Annotated in this window: 18 protein-coding genes; 11 read left to right on the top strand and 7 right to left on the bottom strand. The window is 68.5% G+C overall.

Annotation, left to right across the window (positions count from 1 at the left end; all coding sequences use genetic code 11):
- Nucleotides 1-11: 11 nt before the first annotated feature.
- Together coaBC and metK are read left to right on the top strand one after the other, a co-directional pair.
- Nucleotides 12-1,274, top strand: a complete 1,263-nt coding sequence (coaBC, locus tag ACLP4W_RS22125; protein ID WP_442389559.1) for a bifunctional phosphopantothenoylcysteine decarboxylase/phosphopantothenate--cysteine ligase CoaBC — start codon at nucleotides 12-14, stop codon at nucleotides 1,272-1,274.
- A gap of 93 nt (nucleotides 1,275-1,367) precedes the next feature.
- Nucleotides 1,368-2,579, top strand: a complete 1,212-nt coding sequence (metK, locus tag ACLP4W_RS22120; protein ID WP_442389558.1) for a methionine adenosyltransferase — start codon at nucleotides 1,368-1,370, stop codon at nucleotides 2,577-2,579.
- Nucleotides 2,580-2,657: 78 nt separating this feature from the next.
- On the opposite strand, the gene ACLP4W_RS22115 is transcribed toward metK, so the two are convergent.
- Genes ACLP4W_RS22115 through ACLP4W_RS22100 form a run of 4 tightly spaced genes read right to left on the bottom strand, consistent with a single transcriptional unit; the run spans nucleotide 2,658 to nucleotide 6,753 of the window.
- A complete protein-coding gene (locus ACLP4W_RS22115; RefSeq protein ID WP_442389557.1) occupies nucleotides 2,658-3,230 on the bottom strand; it encodes a pyridoxamine 5'-phosphate oxidase family protein in 573 nt (190 codons plus the stop codon).
- A gap of 44 nt (nucleotides 3,231-3,274) precedes the next feature.
- Nucleotides 3,275-4,759 carry a flavin-containing monooxygenase gene (locus tag ACLP4W_RS22110; protein ID WP_442389556.1) on the bottom strand — a complete coding sequence of 495 codons (1,485 nt, stop codon included), beginning with the start codon at nucleotides 4,757-4,759 and terminating at the stop codon, nucleotides 3,275-3,277.
- Nucleotides 4,760-4,787: 28 nt separating this feature from the next.
- Complete coding sequence (locus ACLP4W_RS22105) at nucleotides 4,788-5,756, bottom strand: alpha/beta hydrolase (protein WP_442389555.1); 969 nt, start codon at nucleotides 5,754-5,756, stop codon at nucleotides 4,788-4,790.
- A gap of 22 nt (nucleotides 5,757-5,778) precedes the next feature.
- Nucleotides 5,779-6,753, bottom strand: coding sequence for an alpha/beta hydrolase (locus ACLP4W_RS22100; protein WP_442389554.1), 975 nt, complete (start codon nucleotides 6,751-6,753; stop codon nucleotides 5,779-5,781).
- On the opposite strand from ACLP4W_RS22100, the gene ACLP4W_RS22095 reads away from it, so the two are divergent.
- The 3 genes from ACLP4W_RS22095 (at nucleotide 6,752) to ACLP4W_RS22085 (ending at nucleotide 10,209) form a co-directional block, all read left to right on the top strand.
- Nucleotides 6,752-7,489, top strand: coding sequence for a lysoplasmalogenase (locus ACLP4W_RS22095; RefSeq protein ID WP_442389553.1), 738 nt, complete (start codon nucleotides 6,752-6,754; stop codon nucleotides 7,487-7,489). The genes ACLP4W_RS22100 and ACLP4W_RS22095 overlap by 2 nt on opposite strands.
- 150 nt (nucleotides 7,490-7,639) lie before the next feature.
- On the top strand, nucleotides 7,640-9,586 hold the full coding sequence (locus tag ACLP4W_RS22090; protein WP_442389608.1) for a primosomal protein N': 1,947 nt from the start codon (nucleotides 7,640-7,642) through the stop codon (nucleotides 9,584-9,586).
- A gap of 134 nt (nucleotides 9,587-9,720) precedes the next feature.
- Entirely contained in the window at nucleotides 9,721-10,209 is a 489-nt protein-coding gene (locus ACLP4W_RS22085; RefSeq protein WP_442389552.1) for a MarR family winged helix-turn-helix transcriptional regulator, read from the top strand.
- Between the two features lie 5 nt (nucleotides 10,210-10,214).
- Here the strand turns inward: ACLP4W_RS22085 and ACLP4W_RS22080 are convergent, their stop codons facing one another.
- On the bottom strand, nucleotides 10,215-11,048 hold the full coding sequence (locus ACLP4W_RS22080; RefSeq protein WP_442389551.1) for a class I SAM-dependent methyltransferase: 834 nt from the start codon (nucleotides 11,046-11,048) through the stop codon (nucleotides 10,215-10,217).
- Nucleotides 11,049-11,203: 155 nt separating this feature from the next.
- Here ACLP4W_RS22080 and fmt point away from each other — a divergent pair, with 155 nt between their 5' ends.
- Genes fmt through ribD form a run of 4 tightly spaced genes read left to right on the top strand, consistent with a single transcriptional unit; the run spans nucleotide 11,204 to nucleotide 15,256 of the window.
- Entirely contained in the window at nucleotides 11,204-12,133 is a 930-nt protein-coding gene (gene fmt / locus ACLP4W_RS22075; RefSeq protein WP_442389550.1) for a methionyl-tRNA formyltransferase, read from the top strand.
- Nucleotides 12,130-13,500, top strand: coding sequence for an RsmB/NOP family class I SAM-dependent RNA methyltransferase (locus ACLP4W_RS22070; RefSeq protein WP_442389549.1), 1,371 nt, complete (start codon nucleotides 12,130-12,132; stop codon nucleotides 13,498-13,500). Before fmt ends, ACLP4W_RS22070 begins: the two co-directional genes overlap by 4 nt.
- A gap of 23 nt (nucleotides 13,501-13,523) precedes the next feature.
- Nucleotides 13,524-14,234, top strand: coding sequence for a ribulose-phosphate 3-epimerase (gene rpe, locus ACLP4W_RS22065; protein WP_442389607.1), 711 nt, complete (start codon nucleotides 13,524-13,526; stop codon nucleotides 14,232-14,234).
- The gene (ribD, locus tag ACLP4W_RS22060) at nucleotides 14,231-15,256 is read left to right on the top strand and encodes a bifunctional diaminohydroxyphosphoribosylaminopyrimidine deaminase/5-amino-6-(5-phosphoribosylamino)uracil reductase RibD (protein WP_442389548.1); all 1,026 of its coding nucleotides are present in this window, start codon (nucleotides 14,231-14,233) and stop codon (nucleotides 15,254-15,256) included. The genes rpe and ribD overlap by 4 nt, the downstream gene beginning before the upstream one ends.
- Nucleotides 15,257-15,259: 3 nt before the next feature.
- On the opposite strand, the gene ACLP4W_RS22055 is transcribed toward ribD, so the two are convergent.
- Both ACLP4W_RS22055 and ACLP4W_RS22050 read right to left on the bottom strand, forming a co-directional pair.
- A complete protein-coding gene (locus tag ACLP4W_RS22055; RefSeq protein ID WP_442389547.1) occupies nucleotides 15,260-16,822 on the bottom strand; it encodes an MFS transporter in 1,563 nt (520 codons plus the stop codon).
- Nucleotides 16,819-17,526 carry an LppX_LprAFG lipoprotein gene (locus ACLP4W_RS22050; protein WP_442389546.1) on the bottom strand — a complete coding sequence of 236 codons (708 nt, stop codon included), beginning with the start codon at nucleotides 17,524-17,526 and terminating at the stop codon, nucleotides 16,819-16,821. Before ACLP4W_RS22050 ends, ACLP4W_RS22055 begins: the two co-directional genes overlap by 4 nt.
- 119 nt (nucleotides 17,527-17,645) lie before the next feature.
- On the opposite strand from ACLP4W_RS22050, the gene ACLP4W_RS22045 reads away from it, so the two are divergent.
- Both ACLP4W_RS22045 and ACLP4W_RS22040 read left to right on the top strand, forming a co-directional pair.
- A complete protein-coding gene (locus tag ACLP4W_RS22045) occupies nucleotides 17,646-18,293 on the top strand; it encodes a riboflavin synthase (protein WP_442389545.1) in 648 nt (215 codons plus the stop codon).
- 145 nt (nucleotides 18,294-18,438) lie between these two features.
- The coding region (locus ACLP4W_RS22040) for a PE family protein (protein WP_442389544.1) at nucleotides 18,439-18,683 on the top strand (245 nt) is incomplete at its 3' end.

The raw sequence follows: 18,683 nt of genomic DNA, 5'->3' as shown, positions 1-18,683 counted from the left end.
CCGGGCGCGCTGTGGACCGCACGCGGATCCCCAAACAGGTCATAGTCGGCGTCTCCGGGGGTATCGCCGCCTACAAGGCATGCACCGTCGTCCGTCAGCTGGCCGAGGCCGGTCACCAGGTCCGCGTCATCCCCACCGAGTCCGCACTGCGTTTCGTGGGGGCCGCCACCTTTGAGGCGCTGTCCGGCCAGCCGGTGCACACGGGGGTCTTCGAAGACGTCCCAGAGGTGCCGCATGTTCAGCTCGGCAAGCAGGCCGACCTGGTCGTGGTGGCGCCGGCCACCGCCGACCTGCTGGCCCGGGCGGTAGCCGGGCGGGCCGACGACCTGCTGACCGCGACGCTGCTGACGGCCCGATGTCCGGTGTTGTTCGCGCCGGCGATGCACACCGAGATGTGGTTGCATCCGGCCACGGTCGACAACGTGGCCACGCTGAGGCGTCGTGGCGCGGCGGTGCTCGAACCCGCGTTTGGGCGGCTCACCGGCTCCGACAGCGGGGCGGGAAGGCTGCCCGAGGCCGAGGAGATCACCACCCTGGCCGAGCTCCTCCTGGAGCGCCAAGACGCGCTCCCTTACGACCTGGCCGGCTGGAGGCTGCTGGTGACGGCGGGGGGCACCCGCGAACCGATCGATCCGGTGCGGTTCATCGGCAACCGCAGCTCCGGTAAGCAGGGCTATGCGGTCGCACGGGTCGCCGCCCAGCGCGGCGCCGAGGTCACGCTGATCGCCGGGCACACCGCCGGCCTGATCGACCCCGCCGGTGTCAACGTGGTGCACGTCAGCTCGGCGGAGCAACTCGGCGATGCGGTGTCCAAGCATGCTTCCGAGGCCGACGTGCTGGTGATGGCGGCGGCGGTCGCCGACTTTCGCCCCGCGCGGGTTGCCGCGGCCAAGATCAAAAAGGGCCCGAACAGCCAGGACGAACCACCGACGATCGAATTGGTGCGCAACGACGACGTGCTGGCCGGCGCGGTGCGGGCCCGTGCGCACGGGCAGCTGCCCAACATGCGGGCCATCGTGGGCTTCGCCGCCGAGACCGGCGACGCCAACGGCGACGTGCTGTTTCACGCGCGGGAAAAGCTGCGGCGCAAGGGTTGCGACCTATTGGTGGTCAACGCCGTCGGCGACAACAGGGCATTCGAGGTGGACAGCAACGACGGCTGGCTGCTGGCATCCGACGGGACCGAGTCGGCGCTGCAACACGGCTCCAAGACGCTGATGGCAAGTCGTATCGTTGATGCGATCGTCGCGTTCCTGCACGGCGATATCGGGTAGTGGGGTCTGGCTGCTCCGGCGCCCGGGCGGGTGCCGTACGGTCCCCCGCAGAGGATATGATTCGACTAACTAATTATCGGAAGGACTGAGATCGTGAGCGAAACGGGTCGGCTGTTTACCAGTGAGTCGGTGACCGAGGGGCATCCCGACAAGATCTGTGACGCGATCAGCGACTCGGTCCTCGACGCGCTACTGGCGCAGGACCCCCACTCACGTGTGGCGGTCGAGACGTTGGTGACCACCGGGCAGGTGCACGTCGTGGGCGAGGTGACGACGACGGCGAAGGAGGCGTTCGCCGACATCACCAACACGGTCCGCGAGCGCATTCTCGAAATCGGCTACGACTCGTCGGACAAGGGCTTCGACGGGGCGTCGTGCGGGGTGAACATCGGCATCGGCGCGCAATCACCGGACATCGCGCAGGGCGTCGACACCGCCCATGAGGCACGCGTCGAGGGCGCGGCGGACCCACTGGACGCCCAGGGCGCCGGTGACCAGGGCCTGATGTTCGGCTACGCGATCAACGACACCCCGGAACTGATGCCGCTGCCCATCGCGCTGGCCCACCGCCTGTCGCGGCGGCTGACCGAGGTTCGCAAGAACGGCGTGCTGCCGTATCTGCGTCCGGACGGCAAGACACAGGTCACCATCGCCTACGAGGACAACGTTCCGGTCCGGCTGGACACCGTGGTCATCTCCACCCAGCACGCGGCCGACATCGACCTGGACAACACGCTCACGCCCGACATCCGGGAAAAGGTGCTCAACACCGTGCTCGACGACCTGGCCCACGGCACGCTGGACACGTCGTCGACGCGGTTGCTGATCAACCCGACCGGCAAGTTCGTGCTCGGCGGGCCCATGGGCGACGCCGGGCTGACCGGCCGCAAGATCATCGTCGACACGTACGGCGGGTGGGCCCGGCACGGCGGCGGAGCCTTCTCCGGTAAGGATCCGTCCAAGGTGGACCGGTCAGCGGCGTACGCGATGCGCTGGGTGGCAAAAAACATCGTTGCGGCCGGCCTGGCGGAGCGGGTGGAGGTGCAGGTGGCCTACGCCATCGGCAAGGCCGCCCCCGTCGGCCTGTTCATCGAGACCTTCGGAACCGAGGCGGTCGACCCGGTCAAGCTCGAAAAGGTCATTCCCGAGGTGTTCGACCTGCGGCCCGGCGCCATCATCCGCGACCTGAACCTGTTGCGCCCGATCTACGCGCAGACCGCGGCCTACGGGCACTTCGGCCGCACCGACATCGAGCTGCCGTGGGAGCAGCTCAACAAGGTCGACGAGCTCAAGCGGGCGGTGTAAGCGGTAGCCCGCGGCGCAGGCCTCAGGAGCCGAAGAAACCGCACCACCACGGCGTGTCGCAGACTTTGCTTGCCGGGCTCAAGCGTGCCCTTTAGGCAGCGGGTGGTCGGCGTCTAGCGCGGGCAGCCCGTCGATACTGCGCCGGTTGCGGTCGGCCAGGCCGGCGAACTTCTCGTCGGACGCCTGCGTGTGATGCGCGTCGAGCACCGGCCGTTCGCCCACGAGCTCGTAGTACGGCACCGCGAACCCGCAGGCGTCGGCGATCCGTTCGATGTCGATGACGACGATCGCACGGGTGCCCGCATGCTGAGCCCCGAAACGCGTTAGCAGGCTGCTGAATTGGGCGTCATCCGGGCGGACGACCCGCCCGCTGCCAAACAGCCGCAAGATCCGCGAGTTACGGGAAAACGAGCAGAACATGATGGTGATCCGGCCATTGTCACGCAGGTGCGCGATTGTCTCGACACCGCTGCCGAACAGGTCAAGGTAGGCGACGGTGTGGTCGTCGAGCACCGCGAAGGTGTCGCGATATCCCTTGGGAGAGAGGTTTATTCGTCCGCCATCGGAGGGGGCGGTGGCAACGAAGAACATGGCCTGTTGACCGATGAACTCGCGGAGCGACTCGTCGATCCGCGAAAACTCTTTTGCCACGCCTCGAGCGTACCGCCGTTAGCACCCCGGCTCGGAGCGAGCCGCTAGCTGGTGAATCGGTAGTCATCGAGATCGAAACGGCGACTGCGCCAATAGGCCTCCAGCGTGGTGGTGGGGCGCAGCGGCACATCGCCGTTCTTGTCGAAGTAGTAGCTGTTGGCCAGCCGGCAGCTGTCCTGCCAGAAGATCTGGCGGTGTCGCTTCCGCATCACCTCGGCGAAATAGCGGGCGTTGGCCTCCTCGGTCACCTCGACGCGGGTCGCGCCGTCGCGGCGGGCCCGCTTAAGGCACCGCACGATGTGGTGGGTCTGCGTCTCGATGAGCGCGAAATACGAAGAGCCGACGTAGCCGTACGGGCCGAACACGGTGAAGAAGTTCGGGTAGCCGGGAACGCTGACGCCCTCGTAGGCTTGCAGTCGATGGTCGTCCCAGAACCGGCTCAACGACTTGCCGCCGCTTCCGGTGACCGCGTAGGTGGGGACGTTGTCGGTGTCCATCACCTTGAAGCCGGTCGCCAGAACCAGCACATCGATCTCGTGGCTGTCGCCGTCCGTGGTGGCCACCGCGAACGGCGTGATCTTGTCGATCGGCTGGGTCACCAGCCGCACGTTGTCTTGGTTGTACGTGGCGAGATAGCCGTTGTGAAAGCCGGGCCGTTTGCAGCCGACCGCGTACCGCGGGGTGAGTTGCTCGCGCACCGTCGGGTCGTCGACCTGTTGTCGCAGATAGGCGAGTCCCGCCGACTCCATCCTCTTGCCGAGCGGAAAAACCGTGAAGTACTGCGCCGAGATCGGAAACGTCACCTCTACGAAGGCCTGGCTGAGTAGCCGCTGGACGATTTTGCCGCCCGGGACCCGCATCGCCCAGCGCGCGGGCGCCGGCAGCGGGACGTCGAACTTGGGAAAGCACCAGATCGGGGTGCGCTGAAATACCTTGAGGTGCTTGACGATCGGTGCGATCTGGGGAATGACTTGCACCGCCGAGGCGCCGGTGCCGATGACGGCGACGCGCTTACCGGTCAGGTCCTGGCTGTGATCCCACCGCGCGGTGTGCATGGTGATGCCGGCGAAGGAATCCACGCCGTCGATGTCTGGCAGCTTCGGCACGGTCAGCACCCCGCTGGCGCTGATCAGGAAGCGCGCCGTTATTTCGCCGCCGGGATCGGTCTGCACCCGCCACAAGTGGTTTTCCTCGTCGAACTCGGCGGCGATGACCTTGGTATTGAACCGGATACGCGATCGGACGCCGTATTTGTCGACGCAGTGTTCGGCATACGCCTTCAGCTCGCGTCCCGGCGCGTAGGTCCGCGACCAGTGCGGGCTCTGCTCGAAGGAAAACTGATAGGAAAACGACGGAATGTCCACGGCGATACCGGGATAGGTGTTCCAGTGCCAGGTCCCGCCCACTCCGTCGCCGGCTTCCAACAACAGGTAATCGGGAAGGCCCGCCTTGTCGAGTTTGATCGCGGCGCCGATGCCAGAGAATCCGGCGCCGACGATGAGGGCCTGATAGTCGGGGGTCGTTGTCATTTGCGGCTGCCTCCGATGACGTGCAACCCTAGCAGTACAGCGCCTTCTTCAGCGCCGCCAGCCCGCGATCCGTGGCCTCGGCGGCGGCGGGTATCACCGAGGCGAAGCTGGCGTAGCCGTGCACCAGGGTGGGCTCGTTGCAGTGCTCGGCGGGCACGCCCGCGGCATTTAGCAGCTCGGCGTAACGGGCCCCGTCATCGCGCAGCGGATCGTGTTCGGCGGTTCCGATGTAGGCGGGCGGCAAACCGGATAAATCGGCGGCGTTGGCCGGGGCGAGGGTGATGGGCAACGCCGTCGGGTCGGTGATGTCGACGTCGGGCAGGTACCAGGAGAGGAAGGCGTCGATGACGTCGAGGTCCAGAATCGGCGCAGTGGCGTTCTCGGTGTACGACGGCAATGAGAGGTCGGCGGTGACGACCGGGTACCACAGCAGCTGGAACTTCAATTCCGGGCCCCCGCTGTCCCGGGCCAGGTGCGCCATCACCGCGGCCAGATTGCCGCCCGCGGAGTCGCCCGCCACGGCGATCCGGTCCGGGTCACCGCCCAGCTCCGCGGCGTTCTCGGCGACCCACCGCAACGCGGCCCAGCAATCGTTCACCCCGGCCGGGAACGGGTGCTCCGGGGCGAGCCGGTAGTCGACGGACACCACGATGGCCTCGGCGCCCACGGCGTGCGAGCGGGCGACGGGGTCGTGGGTCTCCAGGTCGCCAAGCGCGAATCCGCCCCCGTGGTAGAAGACGACGACAGGCAAGTCCCCATCTGCCGTTTCACCGGCCGGCCAGTAGATCCGAACCGGAATGTCGGTGAGCTCACCATGACCGATCGTCCGCTCTTCGATCCGCAGGTCGGGAAGCATTTCCGTGGGTACCTTGAGCAGCCGCAGCCGCGAGCGTGCGACCTCGACGCCGTCGGCCGCATTGAAGGTCATCGGGAATGCGTCGAGCAACGTTTTGAACGTCGGATCGATGCCTGGTCGGGCGATGGTCGGCTCAATCATTCGTACACCGTACGCCCCCCGTTCACTTGTGCAGCGCATTCCGCAATGCCGCGAGGCCACGCTCCAGCCCGGCGGTGGCCGCGGGCACCACGCCGGCGTAGCCGAGGTAGCCATGCACCATCGTCTCGGCGTTATGCACCTCGACGGGGACGCCCGCGGCGGCCAGCAGGTCGCCGTAGCGGATGCCGTCGTCGCGGAGCGGGTCGTGACCGGCGACGGCGATGTAGGCCGGTGGCAGGTCGGCCAGGCGTTTCGCCCGCCCCGGTGCCATCGCCGGCGGCGGGGCGGATAGGTCGACTTCGCCTGCGTACCAACGGGAGAGCTGAGCGATGGCCTTGGCGTCGAGGATCGGCGCTGTAGCGTTTTCGGTGAAGGACGGCAGCGACGGATCCCACAGCGTGGAGGGATACCACAACAGCTGGAACGCGATCGGCGGGACTCCCTTGCCGGTGTCGTCACGGGCCCGTTGCGCCATCACCGCCGCGATGGTTCCGCCGGCCGAATCCCCCGCGACGGCCATGCGGTTGGTGTCGGCACCAATCTCGGGGCCGTGCTCGGCGACCCAGAGTGTTGCGGCCCAAGCGTCTTCGACGGCGGCGGGGTAGGGGTGCTCGGGCGCCAGCCGGTAGTCGACGGACACCACAACGGCGTCGGCGCCCACCGCATGTTGACGAGACGAGCCGTCGTGGGTATCCAGGTCGCCCACGACGAAGCCGCCGCCGTGGAAAAACAATACGACGGGTGGCGCGGCGCCATCAGCGGGATCTGTTGCCGGCCAATAGATCCGGATGCCGATGGGACCCGCGGGACCCGGGATGGCCCGGTCTTCGACCCGCAGCTCGGGATGCACCGGCCGGCGCGGCAGGTCGCGGAACCGTTGCCGCGCCGCATCAATACCATCGTCGGTTGATAGCCGAAAGGGAACCGCATCCAGTACCTTCAGCAGAATGGGGTCGATAGCGGGTTTCTCGTCGGCTGTGCTGTCCAAGCTGGGCATGGAAGTACCGTACGCACCCCGCCTGGTGTCCGGCAGCTGGGTGTTGGCCGGCTGGGCGGGCACCGGCTACGGCGTCTACTTGACTGTGCTCGCGCTGCGCTCACCGCCGGGAACGGAGTTGACCGGACACTGGATTCTGCAGCCGCCCTTCAAAGCATCGATGGCGTTGTTGCTCACCGTCGCCGCCGTGGCGCACCCCATCGTCCGCGAGCGGCGGTGGCTGATGCCGGCGCTGCTGTTGTCGGCCGTCGGCGACTGGCTCTTGGCGATCCCGTGGTGGACGCTGTCATTCGTCTCGGGGCTGGCGGCATTCCTGTTGGCGCACTTTTGTTTCCTGGCCGCACTGCTTCCTCTGGTGGCGAAGGGGCGGCCGTCGTCGCCGCGCCTGGCCGCCGTGGTGCTGATGTGCCTGGCGTCCGTGTCGTTGCTGGTATGGTTCGGGCCTCATTTGGGCCGCGACAAGCTGACGATTCCGGTGACTGTTTACATGATGGTGCTGACGGCGATGGTATGCGTGGCGCTGCTGGCGCAGCTGCCGACCATCTGGACCGCGGTGGGGGCGGTCTGTTTCGCGGCGTCCGATGCGATGATCGGGATCGGCCGATTCGTCCTGGACAACGACGCATTGGCGGTGCCGATCTGGTGGTCGTACGCCGCGGCCCAGATCCTGATCACCGCCGGGTTCTTCTTCGGTCGCGAGGAACCCGATTACGAGCCTGAGCCTGACGAAGGCTAGCTGTCGGGCCCCGGCGGTACGGTGCGCCCGGACGGTAATGACGGAAGAAATGTTGGCTGGCAATCTAACCCGGGGTTCGAGGGCGCCGTGACCGGGACCGGGGCCGCGCGCACGCCCGTCGAGGTGGAACCAATCGCCCGGGTGCTGCCGATGCTGTCGGTGCCGCACCTGGACCGCGAGTTCGACTACCTGGTGTCGGCCGAGCAGTCCGACGATGCCCAGCCGGGGGTGCGGGTGCGGGTGCGGTTCCACGGCCGGCTGGTCGACGGGTTTGTGCTGGAGCGCCGCAACGACACCGATCACCCGGGCAAGCTGGGCTGGCTGGATCGCGTCGTGTCGGCCGAACCGGTGCTCACCGCGGAAATCCGCAGATTGGTCGATGCGGTGGCGGCGCACTACGCGGGGACGCGGCCGGACGTGTTGCGCCTGGCGGTGCCGCCGCGGCACGCCAGGGTGGAGCGGGAACCGACGGCGACCCTCGCGCTGCCGGTCCCGTCGGTTCCAGCACCCGTCGACCCGTCCGGCTGGCAAGCCTACGGCCGCGGCGCGCAGTTCCTGGCCGCGCTGGCAGAGTCGCGCGCCGCCCGGGCCGTGTGGCAGGCGCTGCCGGGCGAGCCGTGGGCGGACCGGTTCGCCGAGGCAGCCGCGCAGACAATTCGGACGGGACGGGCGGCACTGGCGATCGTGCCCGATCAGCGGGATCTGGACACGCTGTGGCGGGCCGCGACCGCCCGGATCGGCGAAGACGGCGTGGTGGCACTTTCGGCGGGCCTCGGGCCGGCCGCACGTTACCGGCGTTGGCTTGCGGCGCTGCGGGGCACCGCGCGGTTGGTGATCGGCACCCGGAGTGCGGTGTTCGCGCCGCTGAGCGACCTGGGCCTGGTCATGGTGTGGGCCGACGCCGACGACACCCTGGCCGAGCCGCGGGCGCCGTACCCGCATGCCCGAGAGGTGGCAATGCTGCGGGCGCATCAGGCCCGGTGTGCGGCGCTGATCGGTGGCTACGCCCGCACCGCCGAAGCCCACGCGTTGGTGCGCAGCGGATGGGCGCACGACATAGTCGCGGCGCGGCCGTTGGTGCGGGCCCGCACCCCGCGGGTGATCGCCCTCGACGACAGCGGCTACGCGGACGAACGCGACCCGGCCGCGCACACCGCGCGCATTCCGTCCATCGCGCTGCGCGCCGCCCGCTCGTCGCTGCAGGCCGGAGCGCCGGTGCTGGTGCAGGTGCCGCGGCGCGGGTACATCCCGTCGCTGGCGTGCGGGCGCTGCCGCGCGATCGCCCGCTGTCGGCACTGCAACGGTCCGCTGTCGCTGCACGAGCGGGGTGCCGTCTGCCGCTGGTGCGGCCGCGCCGAACCGGCGTTGCGGTGCGCGCGGTGCGGGTCGGATGCGGTGCGCGCGGTGGTGGTTGGGGCGCGGCGCACGGCCGAAGAGCTCGGCCGCGCGTTCGCCGGCACGCCGGTCGTCACCTCGGCGGGCGACGCCATTGTGGCGGAGGTCGCCGCCCGTCCGGCCCTGGTGGTCGCCACCCCGGGGGCCGAGCCGCGTGCGGCGGGTGGGTATGGGGCGGCGCTACTGCTGGACACCTGGGCGCTGCTGGGCCGGCAGGACCTGCGCGCCGCCGAGGAAGCCCTGTGGCGCTGGATGACCGCCGCCGCCCTGGTGCGGGCCCGCGGCGAGGGTGGTGTGGTGATGGTGGTCGCCGAATCATCCATTCCCACAGTGCAATCGCTGATCCGCTGGGATCCCGTGGGTCACGCCGAGGCCGAACTGACGGCTCGAACCGAAGTCGGCCTGCCGCCCAGCGTGCACATGGCCGCCATAGACGGAGCGGCCGGCGCCGTGGCGGCGCTGCTCGACGAGGCCCAACTGCCCGACGGAACCGACCTGCTCGGCCCGGTGGATCTGCCGCCGGGCGTGCGCCGCCCGCCCGGAACCCCAGCCGGCGTGCCGGCGACCCGGATGCTGGTGCGAGTCCCCCGTGTGCAGGGCCTGGCGCTGGCCGCCAGTCTGCGGCGCGGCGTCGGTGTGCTCAGTGCACGGCAGGCCCACGAGCCGGTCCGGGTGCAGATCGACCCACTGCACATTGGCTAGCCAGGCCTGTCGAATCGTTCCCTGTGGCGATAGTATGTGCAGGAAATAATTCCTGACTTCGATATTAAGGCTGTTACACTTTCTACTCTTTGGCCCGCTGATGGCCCGGGTAAAGGCCCGGAGGAGGGGGCACGATGGCGGCGGAAAACGCGACGACACCCGACGAGTCACTGGATGCGATCACCGATGCGTTGCTGACGGCTTCGCGGCTGCTGGTGGCCATATCGGCTCGCTCGATCGGGCAGGTCGACGACACCATCACCCTTCCGCAGTTTCGGACCTTGGTGATTCTGTCCAACCGGGGGCCGGTCAACCTGGCCACCCTGGCCGGACTGCTGGGCGTGCAACCGTCGGCGACCGGCCGGATGGTCGACCGGCTCGTTGCCGCCGGGCTGATCGACCGGCTACCGCACCCGACTTCTCGGCGTGAACTGCTCGCCGCGCTGACCAAGCGCGGGCGCGAGGTCGTCCGTCGGGTCACCGCGTACCGGCGCGCCGAGATCGCCGCCATCGTGGAGAAGATGCCACCGGCGGAGCGCCATGGGCTGGTGCGGGCCCTGAGGGAGTTCACCGCTGCCGGCGGCGAGCCCGACGTCCACCTCGACGTGGATATCGATTTGTGACTGACTCATCGTTTTGCTGATCTTTCAGCGGTGACCAGCAGGTACTCCCATTGCATGGTGCCGTGGTTTAGGTATTGCTGCGCGAGTTCGACAAGCTGGGCGTCGAGCTCGGTGGCCAGCACCCGGTTGTGGCCGATATTCGCGTAAGCCTCGATCGTCGGGCCGTAGTGAGTCTTGAAGTAGGTGTGCACGGCCTCGGCGCTGTCGAACCTGTTCACCTCCAAATTGGCCCGTAGCGCGGTGACGCGGCCCACTCGATCGGCCAACAGGCCCGCGACATAGCCTTCACGTCCCCATAACGCGGCCGGGGGTACAGCCGGCGACAGGCTCGGCCGGTATGGCCTGATGGTGGCGAGCATCCGGCCAAAAAATCCTTCTCGGGTCCAGCTGACCACGCCGATCATCCCGCCCGGCCGGCAGACCCGGATCAGTTCGTCGGCGGCGCGCTGATGGTCGGGCGCGAACTGCACGCCGATCGCCGATATCACCGTGTCGAACTCGCCGTCACCAAATGGCAGCGCGTGCGCATTGGCTTCTCGGTAGTCGAGTGTCAACCCTCGTGCCGCGGCCCTGGCCCGGGACCGCTGCAGCAGCTCAGGGGTGAGGTCGGTGGAAACGACGGTGGCGCCCGTTTTGGCGGCGGGAAGCGACACATTGCCCGAACCGGCAGCGACGTCGAGCACTCGGACGCCCGGTCCGATACCCGTGGCGGCGACCAGGACCGGCCCGAGCGGGGCCATCACTTCCTCGGCCATGACCGCGTAGTCACCCAGCGCCCACATGGCCCGATGCGCCGCCGCCAGCCTGTGGTCGTCGCCGATGGTGGTGTCGAGGGTCATCAGACCTCCTTCGGATGTGAGGAATGGGCTGTCGCCGCCCGGGATCCCGATCATGACTTCCAGAAATAGTATGCAATAGCAACAATAGTACACATGCAATCGGCAGGCCGGTCCGGGATGTGGGGCGGGGGACCGACGCTTCCTAGACTGTGCCCGTGCGCCTCGTCTTCGCCGGCACCCCCGAACCCGCGCTGCCCGCGTTGCGCCGTCTCATCGACTCAACCGGGCACGAGGTGATCGCCGTGCTGACTCGGCCCGACGCCGCCGCCGGCCGGCGCGGCAAGCCGGAGCCGTCGCCGGTGGCCCGCGAGGCGCTCGATCGTGGCATCCCGGTGCTGCGCCCGTCGCGGCCGAACTCACCGGAGTTCGTCGCCGAACTGACCGAACTGGCGCCGGACTGCTGCGCGGTGGTGGCCTACGGCGCGCTGCTGCGCGACGACCTGCTCGCGGTGCCCCCGCATGGCTGGATCAACCTGCACTTCTCGCTGCTGCCCGCGTGGCGCGGCGCGGCCCCGGTGCAGGCGGCGATCGCCGCGGGGGACAGCATCACCGGGGCGACGACGTTCCAGATCGAGCCGAGCCTGGACTCCGGACCGGTCTACGGGGTCGTCACCGAGACGATCCGGCCGACCGACACCGCGGGCGATCTGCTTGAGCGGCTTGCCCTTTCGGGCGCGGTGCTGCTGTCGGCCACGCTGGACGGCATCGCCGACGCAACGCTGACGCCGCGACCGCAACCGGCCGACGGGGTCAGCATCGCGCCGAAGATCACCGTCGAGCAGGCCCGGGTGCGCTGGGACCTGCCGGCACCGGTGGTGGAGCGTCGCATCCGTGCCGTCACGCCCGCCCCCGGCGCCTGGACGCTGATCGGCGACCTGCGCTTGAAACTCGGACCGGTGCGCCTTGACCGCGCCCCAGAACCCCTGCCGCCCGGCGCTATTCACGTGGACCGCCGAGACGTGTGGGTCGGCACCGGATCGGAACCGGTGCGGCTCGGGCAGATTCAGCCGCCCGGGAAGAAATTCATGAACGCCGTCGACTGGGCGCGGGGTGCTCGGCTCGATCCCGCCGCGCGGGCATCATGAGCCCCGACCCGCGCAAGCGGCGCCGGCCGCTGGACCCGGCGCGTGCCGCCGCGTTCGAGGTGCTCCGGGCCGTCAGCGAGCGCGATGCATACGCGAACCTGGCCCTGCCCGCGGTGCTGCGTGAACGCGGAATCAGCGGCCGCGACGCCGCTTTCGCCACCGAGCTGACCTACGGCACCTGCCGTACCCGGGGCCTGCTCGACGCGGTTATCGGCGCGGCGGCCGGGCGCTCGCCGGAAGCCATCAATCCGGTACTGCTGGACCTGCTGCGGCTCGGCACCTACCAGCTGCTGCGCACCAGGGTCGGCGCGCACGCCGCGGTGTCCACCACGGTCGAACAGGCCGGGATCGAATTCGACTCGGCGCGAGCGGGTTTCGTCAATGGCGTGCTGCGGACCATCGCCGCGCGAGACGAGAAGTCCTGGGTCGACGAGCTGGCTCCCGACCCGTCACGGGACCCGATCGGGCATGCCGCGTTCGTGCACGCACACCCGCGCTGGATCGCCCAGGCCTTCGCCGATGCGCTGGGCGCGGCCGCGACAGAGCTCGACGCGGTACTGGCCAGCGATGACGAGCGGCCTCAGGTGCACCTGGCGGCGCGCCCGGGGGTGCTCACCGCCGCCGAGCTGGCCGAGGCGGTGGGCGGTACCGTCGGCCGTTATTCGCCGTATGCGGTGTACCTGCCGGGCGGGGATCCCGGACGGCTGGCAGCGGTGCGCGACGGCTCCGCGCTGGTCCAGGACGAGGGCAGCCAGCTGGTGGCCCGCGCGCTGACGCTGGCGCCGGTCGACGGCGACACCGGACGGTGGCTGGACCTGTGCGCCGGGCCGGGCGGTAAGACCGCGCTGCTGGCCGCACTGGGCCTGGCCTCCGGGGCTCAGGTCACGGCGGTGGAACCTGCGTCGCGCCGCGCCGACCTGGTGGTGGAGAACACCCGCGGGCTACCGGTTGACGTGGTGCGGGCCGACGGGCGGCAGGCCGGCCTCGAGCCGGGGTTCGACCGGGTGCTCGTGGACGTGCCCTGCACCGGACTGGGCGCATTGCGCCGTCGGCCGGAGGCCCGGTGGCGGCGTCAGCCGGCCGACGTGCCGGCGCTGGCCAAGCTGCAGCGCGAGCTGCTGGCCGCCGCGATCGCGCTGACCCGGCCCGGCGGCGTGGTGCTATATGCGACCTGTACGCCGCACCTCGTCGAAACCGTCGGGGTGGTCGGCGACGCGCTGCGCCGTCGTCCGGTGTGCGCGCTGGATACCCGGCCGCTGTTCGCGCCCGTCAGTGAAGGACTGGGGGACGGCCCCTACGCGCAGCTGTGGCCACACCGGCACGGCACCGACGCCATGTTCGCCGCCGCGCTGCGTCGCCTGACGTGAGCTTGGCCGCGCGGCTGCGTAGTCTGACGCTCATGCCTCGCAGTAACGCGGGACCCCTGATCGCACCGTCGATCCTTTCCGCCGATTTCGCCCGGCTGGCCGACGAAGCGGCGGCCGTATACGGCGCCGACTGGTTGCACGTCGACGTGATGGACAACCACTTCGTCCCGAACCTGACCATCGGCCTGCCGGTGGTAGAGAGCCTGCTGGCCGCCACCACCATCCCGATGGATTGCCATTTGATGATCGAGGATCCGGACCGCTGGGCGCCGCCGTACGCTGAGGCGGGCGCCTACAACGTCACCTTCCACGCCGAGGCCACCGACAATCCGGTCGGGGTGGCCCGCGACATCCGCGCCGCCGGCGCCAAGGCGGGGATCAGCGTGAAGCCGGGGACCCCGCTGGAGCCGTACCTGGAAATCCTGCCGTACTTCGACACCTTCCTCGTTATGTCGGTCGAGCCCGGTTTCGGCGGTCAGAGTTTCATCCCCGAAGTGCTGAGCAAGGTGCGTACCGTACGGAAGATGGTCGACGCGGGGGAGCTGACGATCCTGGTCGAAATCGACGGCGGCGTCAACGAGGACACGATCGAGCAAGCCGCCGAAGCCGGTGTCGACTGCTTTGTCGCCGGTTCGGCGGTATTCGGCGCGGAAGATCCGGAGGCCGCGGTCGCGGCTTTACGGCAACAGGCCCTCGCCGCTTCACCGCACCTGAGACCCCAAAAAAGTCGATGAGCGCTCAGTCGGTCAACAGCCTCGACGCGGCGATGCGTCTGGCGATCGAGCAGTCCTACCTGGTCAAGGGCACCACCTATCCGAATCCACCGGTCGGCGCGGTCATCGTGGACCAGGAAGGCCGGGTCGTCGGCGTCGGCGCCACCGAGCCCGCCGGTGGCGACCATGCCGAGGTGGTGGCGCTGCGGAGGGCCGGCGGTCTGGCGGCCGGCGGCATTGCGGTGGTCACCCTGGAGCCGTGCAACCACTTTGGCAAGACTCCGCCGTGCGTGAATGCCCTGATCGAAGCCAGGGTGGGCACGGTGATTTACGCCGTGCCCGATCCGAACGGGATTGCGGGCGGCGGTGCCGGCCGGCTGCAGGCGGCGGGCCTGCAGGTTCGGTCCGGCGTGCTGGCCGATCAGGTGGTGGCCGGACCGCTGCGGGAGTGGCTGCACAAGCAACGGACCGGGCTGCCCCACGTGACGTGGAAGTACGCCAGCAGCGTCGATGGCCGCAGCGCCGCCGCCGACGGCACCAGCCAGTGGATCTCGAGTGAGGCTGCCCGGTTGGACCTGCATCGTCGCCGCGCGATCGCGGACGTGATCGTGGTCGGCACCGGCACCGTCCTGGCCGACGATCCGGTGTTGACCGCCCGGCTCGCCGACGGCTCGCTGGCGGACCGGCAGCCGCTGCGAGTGGTGGTTGGCATGCGCGAAATGCCGCCCGACGCAAAGGTTCTCAACGACGATTCGCGCACCATGGTGATTCGTACTCACGACCCCATGGAGGTGATCAAGGCGCTTTCAGACCGCACCGATGTACTGCTGGAGGGTGGTCCCACCCTCGCCGGTGCTTTCCTGCGGGCCGGGGCAGTCAATCGCATCCTGGCCTACATCGCGCCGATGCTGTTGGGTGGCCCCATCACCGCCGTCGACGATGTGGGGGTGCCCACTATTGCGCGGGCGTCGCGCTGGCGGTTCGACGGCATCGACCGGGCCGGCCCCGATCTGGTGCTCAGCCTGGTGCCGCACAGCGCTTAGCGCTCAGGGAGTGCGCACTGGGTTTATTGCGGCGCGCTCCTCGGGGACTACCGCTTCCCCGGCGTGTTCCTTGCGGCCGCCGACCAACAGGCCCAGCAGCGCCCCCGCCACACAGATGCCGACGGTGACCTCGAATATGTCGCCGTACATCAGCGCGAACGCTTTGATGAACAGCGATCCTTGGGCGGCCAGGCGTTCGAACAGGGTGGCGTTCGGCGGGATCGCCGCCGTCAGACCGTCCACGATTTGGTTGAACCGGTAAAAGCCCCAGGCGGTCAGCGCCGCCACACCGATCAGCATGCCCGTCATGCGGGCCACCACCACCGACGCCGAGGCGATGCCGTGTTGTGCGGCCGGGACCACCCGCAGGGCGGCCGACGACAGCGGCCCGATCACCAGGCCAAGTCCGAGACCGGCTACGCAGAGGTCCGCGTGCAGTGCGGGCACGCTGAACAAACCGAAGATGTTGTGCCGGTGGTCCATGACGTCTTCCCGCCAGTAGTGAATCAGCCAGTACCCGTAGGCGGCGATGAGCAGACCGACGAAGACCATCGCGCGGTCGCCGACCACGGTGGCGATCCATCCGCCCAGCACCGCGCCGATCGGCAGCGCGACGAGGAACCACAGCAGCAACCCGGCGGCCTGGTTCTGGTCCATCGCCAGCACGCCCTGCCCGAACAGCTCCACGTCGACCAGCGTCACCATCAGCGCCGCGCCCGCGGCCAACGATGCGCCCAGCGCGGAAAGGAAGGGCCGGAAGCGAACCCCGGCCGGATCGATCAGCCGGGTGCGCGAGAAGCGTTCCCACACCACGAAAGCCGCCGCGGCGACGATCGCCCCGATCACCAATGGCAGCCCATAGCTCGGCAGCACGTGTTTGCCGTCGGGGCTGGGGTTGTAGAGCCCGATCACCGCAAGTCCCAGCGCGGTGGCGAGCAACAGACCGCCTACCAGGTCGATCTTCTCCGGCTCGTCGGTGCGTTGGTGCGACGGCAGGCTGAACTGGATCATCACCATCGCGATCAAGGTCAGCGGGACGTTGATCCAGAACACGTATCGCCAGTCGTGGAACAAAAAGACGATGAAGATCCCGTACAACGGGCCGAGCACACTGCCGAGCTCCTGCGCGGCGCCGATACCGCCCAGCACGCCGGCGCGATTGCGTTGTGACCATAAATCGGCACCCAGGGCCAGCGTGACCGGCAATAAGGCGCCGCTGGCCACGCCCTGGATGGTGCGGCCGGCGATCAGCATGTGGAAATCGCCGAAATGCCCGGCCAAGGCTGTGACCACCGACCCGACTATGAACAGGGCCAGGCTGGCCTGCAGCAGCAGCTTACGGCCGAACCGGTCCGAGGCCCGGCCCAGCAGCGGCATGGCGGCTATGTAGCCCAGCAGGTACATCGTGACGATCCAGGTGATCCGCTGCAGTTGGTTAATCGGGATCCCGACGTCGTGCATGATGTCGCGCATGATCGTGACCACGACGTACGTGTCGAGGGCGCCCAGCAGTACTGCAAGGCTGCCCGCGCTGATCGCGACCCGGCGTCCCGTCTGTGCGCTCATGAGCTCGCCGGGGGCTTGGCGACCTGGACCGATTCGCCCCAATTGGACAGGGTCATCTGGACGGAATTGCCCGAACTCTTTTGCAGGCTGGCCTGAACCAGCTGATGGTCGCCGGTCTCCTGAATCCAGACCGTGGCCGGCAGCGGCTGCGTCGCATTGAAGGGCGGCGCGATCTTGTTCACCGCATCGGCCGAGACGCTTCCGCTGATGCGAATGGCGCTCTGTCCGTTGATGGTGTCGCGGCCCTCGGCCTTGGCATTGCTGAAGTTCGACAGCACGTTGGCCAGGCCGGTGTCCGGGTTCAGGATCACCGAGACGTCGTAGATGTCGGAGGCCTTGCCGAAGTCGCTCCATTTGTTCGGCGTGAGGGTGGCCCACAGGTCGCCGTCGACGACCTTGAAGTCGGTTTGGATGTCAGACCCCCCGAATGTGATCGTGGCGTTCCCCGACGCCGCGGTGGCCGGTGTGGTGGTGAGGTCACCGGTCAACACCTTGATGGGCATGCCCGGAATCTTTCCGTTCACCGTCAACACGAGATGGGCACTCTTGACGTTCTTGGTGGTGTCGGTGGATTGCTTGACCAGTGTCGTGGCGTCTGGCAGTGGCGCGCCGCTCGGCTGCGAGCTTGACGAGCAGCCGGCGATCAAGGCGGTGGCGAGGCTCAGGGAAGCAAGGACGGCCGATAGACGGCGGCGGGTTTGCATACCCTGCATCGTAGAGGGTGCCGGTGACCGGCACTTTGAACGCGGGGCCGCGGGCCCCTGTCGCGCAAGGGTCTTTGGGCCTGCTTACCGGCGGAGTGCCGGCGAATTAGCCTGGTGGAATGTTCACCGGAATTGTCGAGGAACTCGGAGAGGTCACCGGCCGGGACGTCCTCGCGGATGCCGCCCGCCTGACCATTCGCGGACCCGTGGTGACCGCCGATGCGGGCCACGGCGATTCGATTGCCGTCAACGGCGTGTGCCTCACGGTCGTCGAGCTACGGCCCGACGGTCAATTCACCGCCGACGTGATGGCCGAGACCCTGAATCGGTCCAACCTGGGTGCGTTGCAGGTCGGCAGCCCGGTAAACCTGGAGCGCGCCGCGGCCGTCAACAGCCGGCTGGGCGGGCACATCGTGCAGGGTCATGTCGACGGCACCGGCCAGGTGGTGTCCCGGGCGCCGTCGGAGCACTGGGAGGTGGTGCGGATCGAGGTCCCCGCGGCGGTGGCCCGCTACGTCGTCGAAAAGGGGTCGATCACCGTCGACGGGATTTCGTTGACGGTCTCCGGGCTGGGCGCCGAACCGAGGGACTGGTTCGAGGTTTCGCTGATCCCGACGACGCGGGAACTGACCACCTTGGGTCGTGCTCCGGTCGGAACGCAGGTGAACCTCGAAGTCGACGTCATCGCCAAGTATGTCGAGCGGCTGCTCTCTCCGAACATTAGTTCTGGCAGCACTTTTGCCGACTCGACCGAGAATAAGACGTAGGCCTTTCAGGAATCCGAAACTTCAGCCGGAGCCGGTATCGGTTGCCCCTTATCGCGATACGATTCGAATCTGCGCGTGACCGATGCTGGCCAGGCGATTCCGGGTCACTCTGACGCATCGGTCATGACGTGGTGGGAGGTGTCCCATGTCGTTTGTGATCGCGGCGCCGGAGTTGGTGACGGCGGCGGCGACAGATCTGGCGAATATCGGGTCGATACGCACCGCGGCCAATGCCGCTGCGGCGACCCAGACGACGGGGGTGCTGGCCGCGGCTGAGGATGAGGTGTCGGCGGCGGTTGCGGCGGTGTTTTCCGCTCATGGTCGGGGTTTTCAGGCACTCGGTGCGCAGGCGGCGGCGTTTCATGAGCAGTTTGTGCAGGCGTTGACCGC

It is taken from the genome of Mycobacterium sp. (assembly GCF_052145595.1).
Taxonomy (GTDB): domain Bacteria; phylum Actinomycetota; class Actinomycetes; order Mycobacteriales; family Mycobacteriaceae; genus Mycobacterium.
Note: the sequence above shows the minus strand (reverse complement) of the source record. Positions and strands in the feature narration are given on the sequence as shown.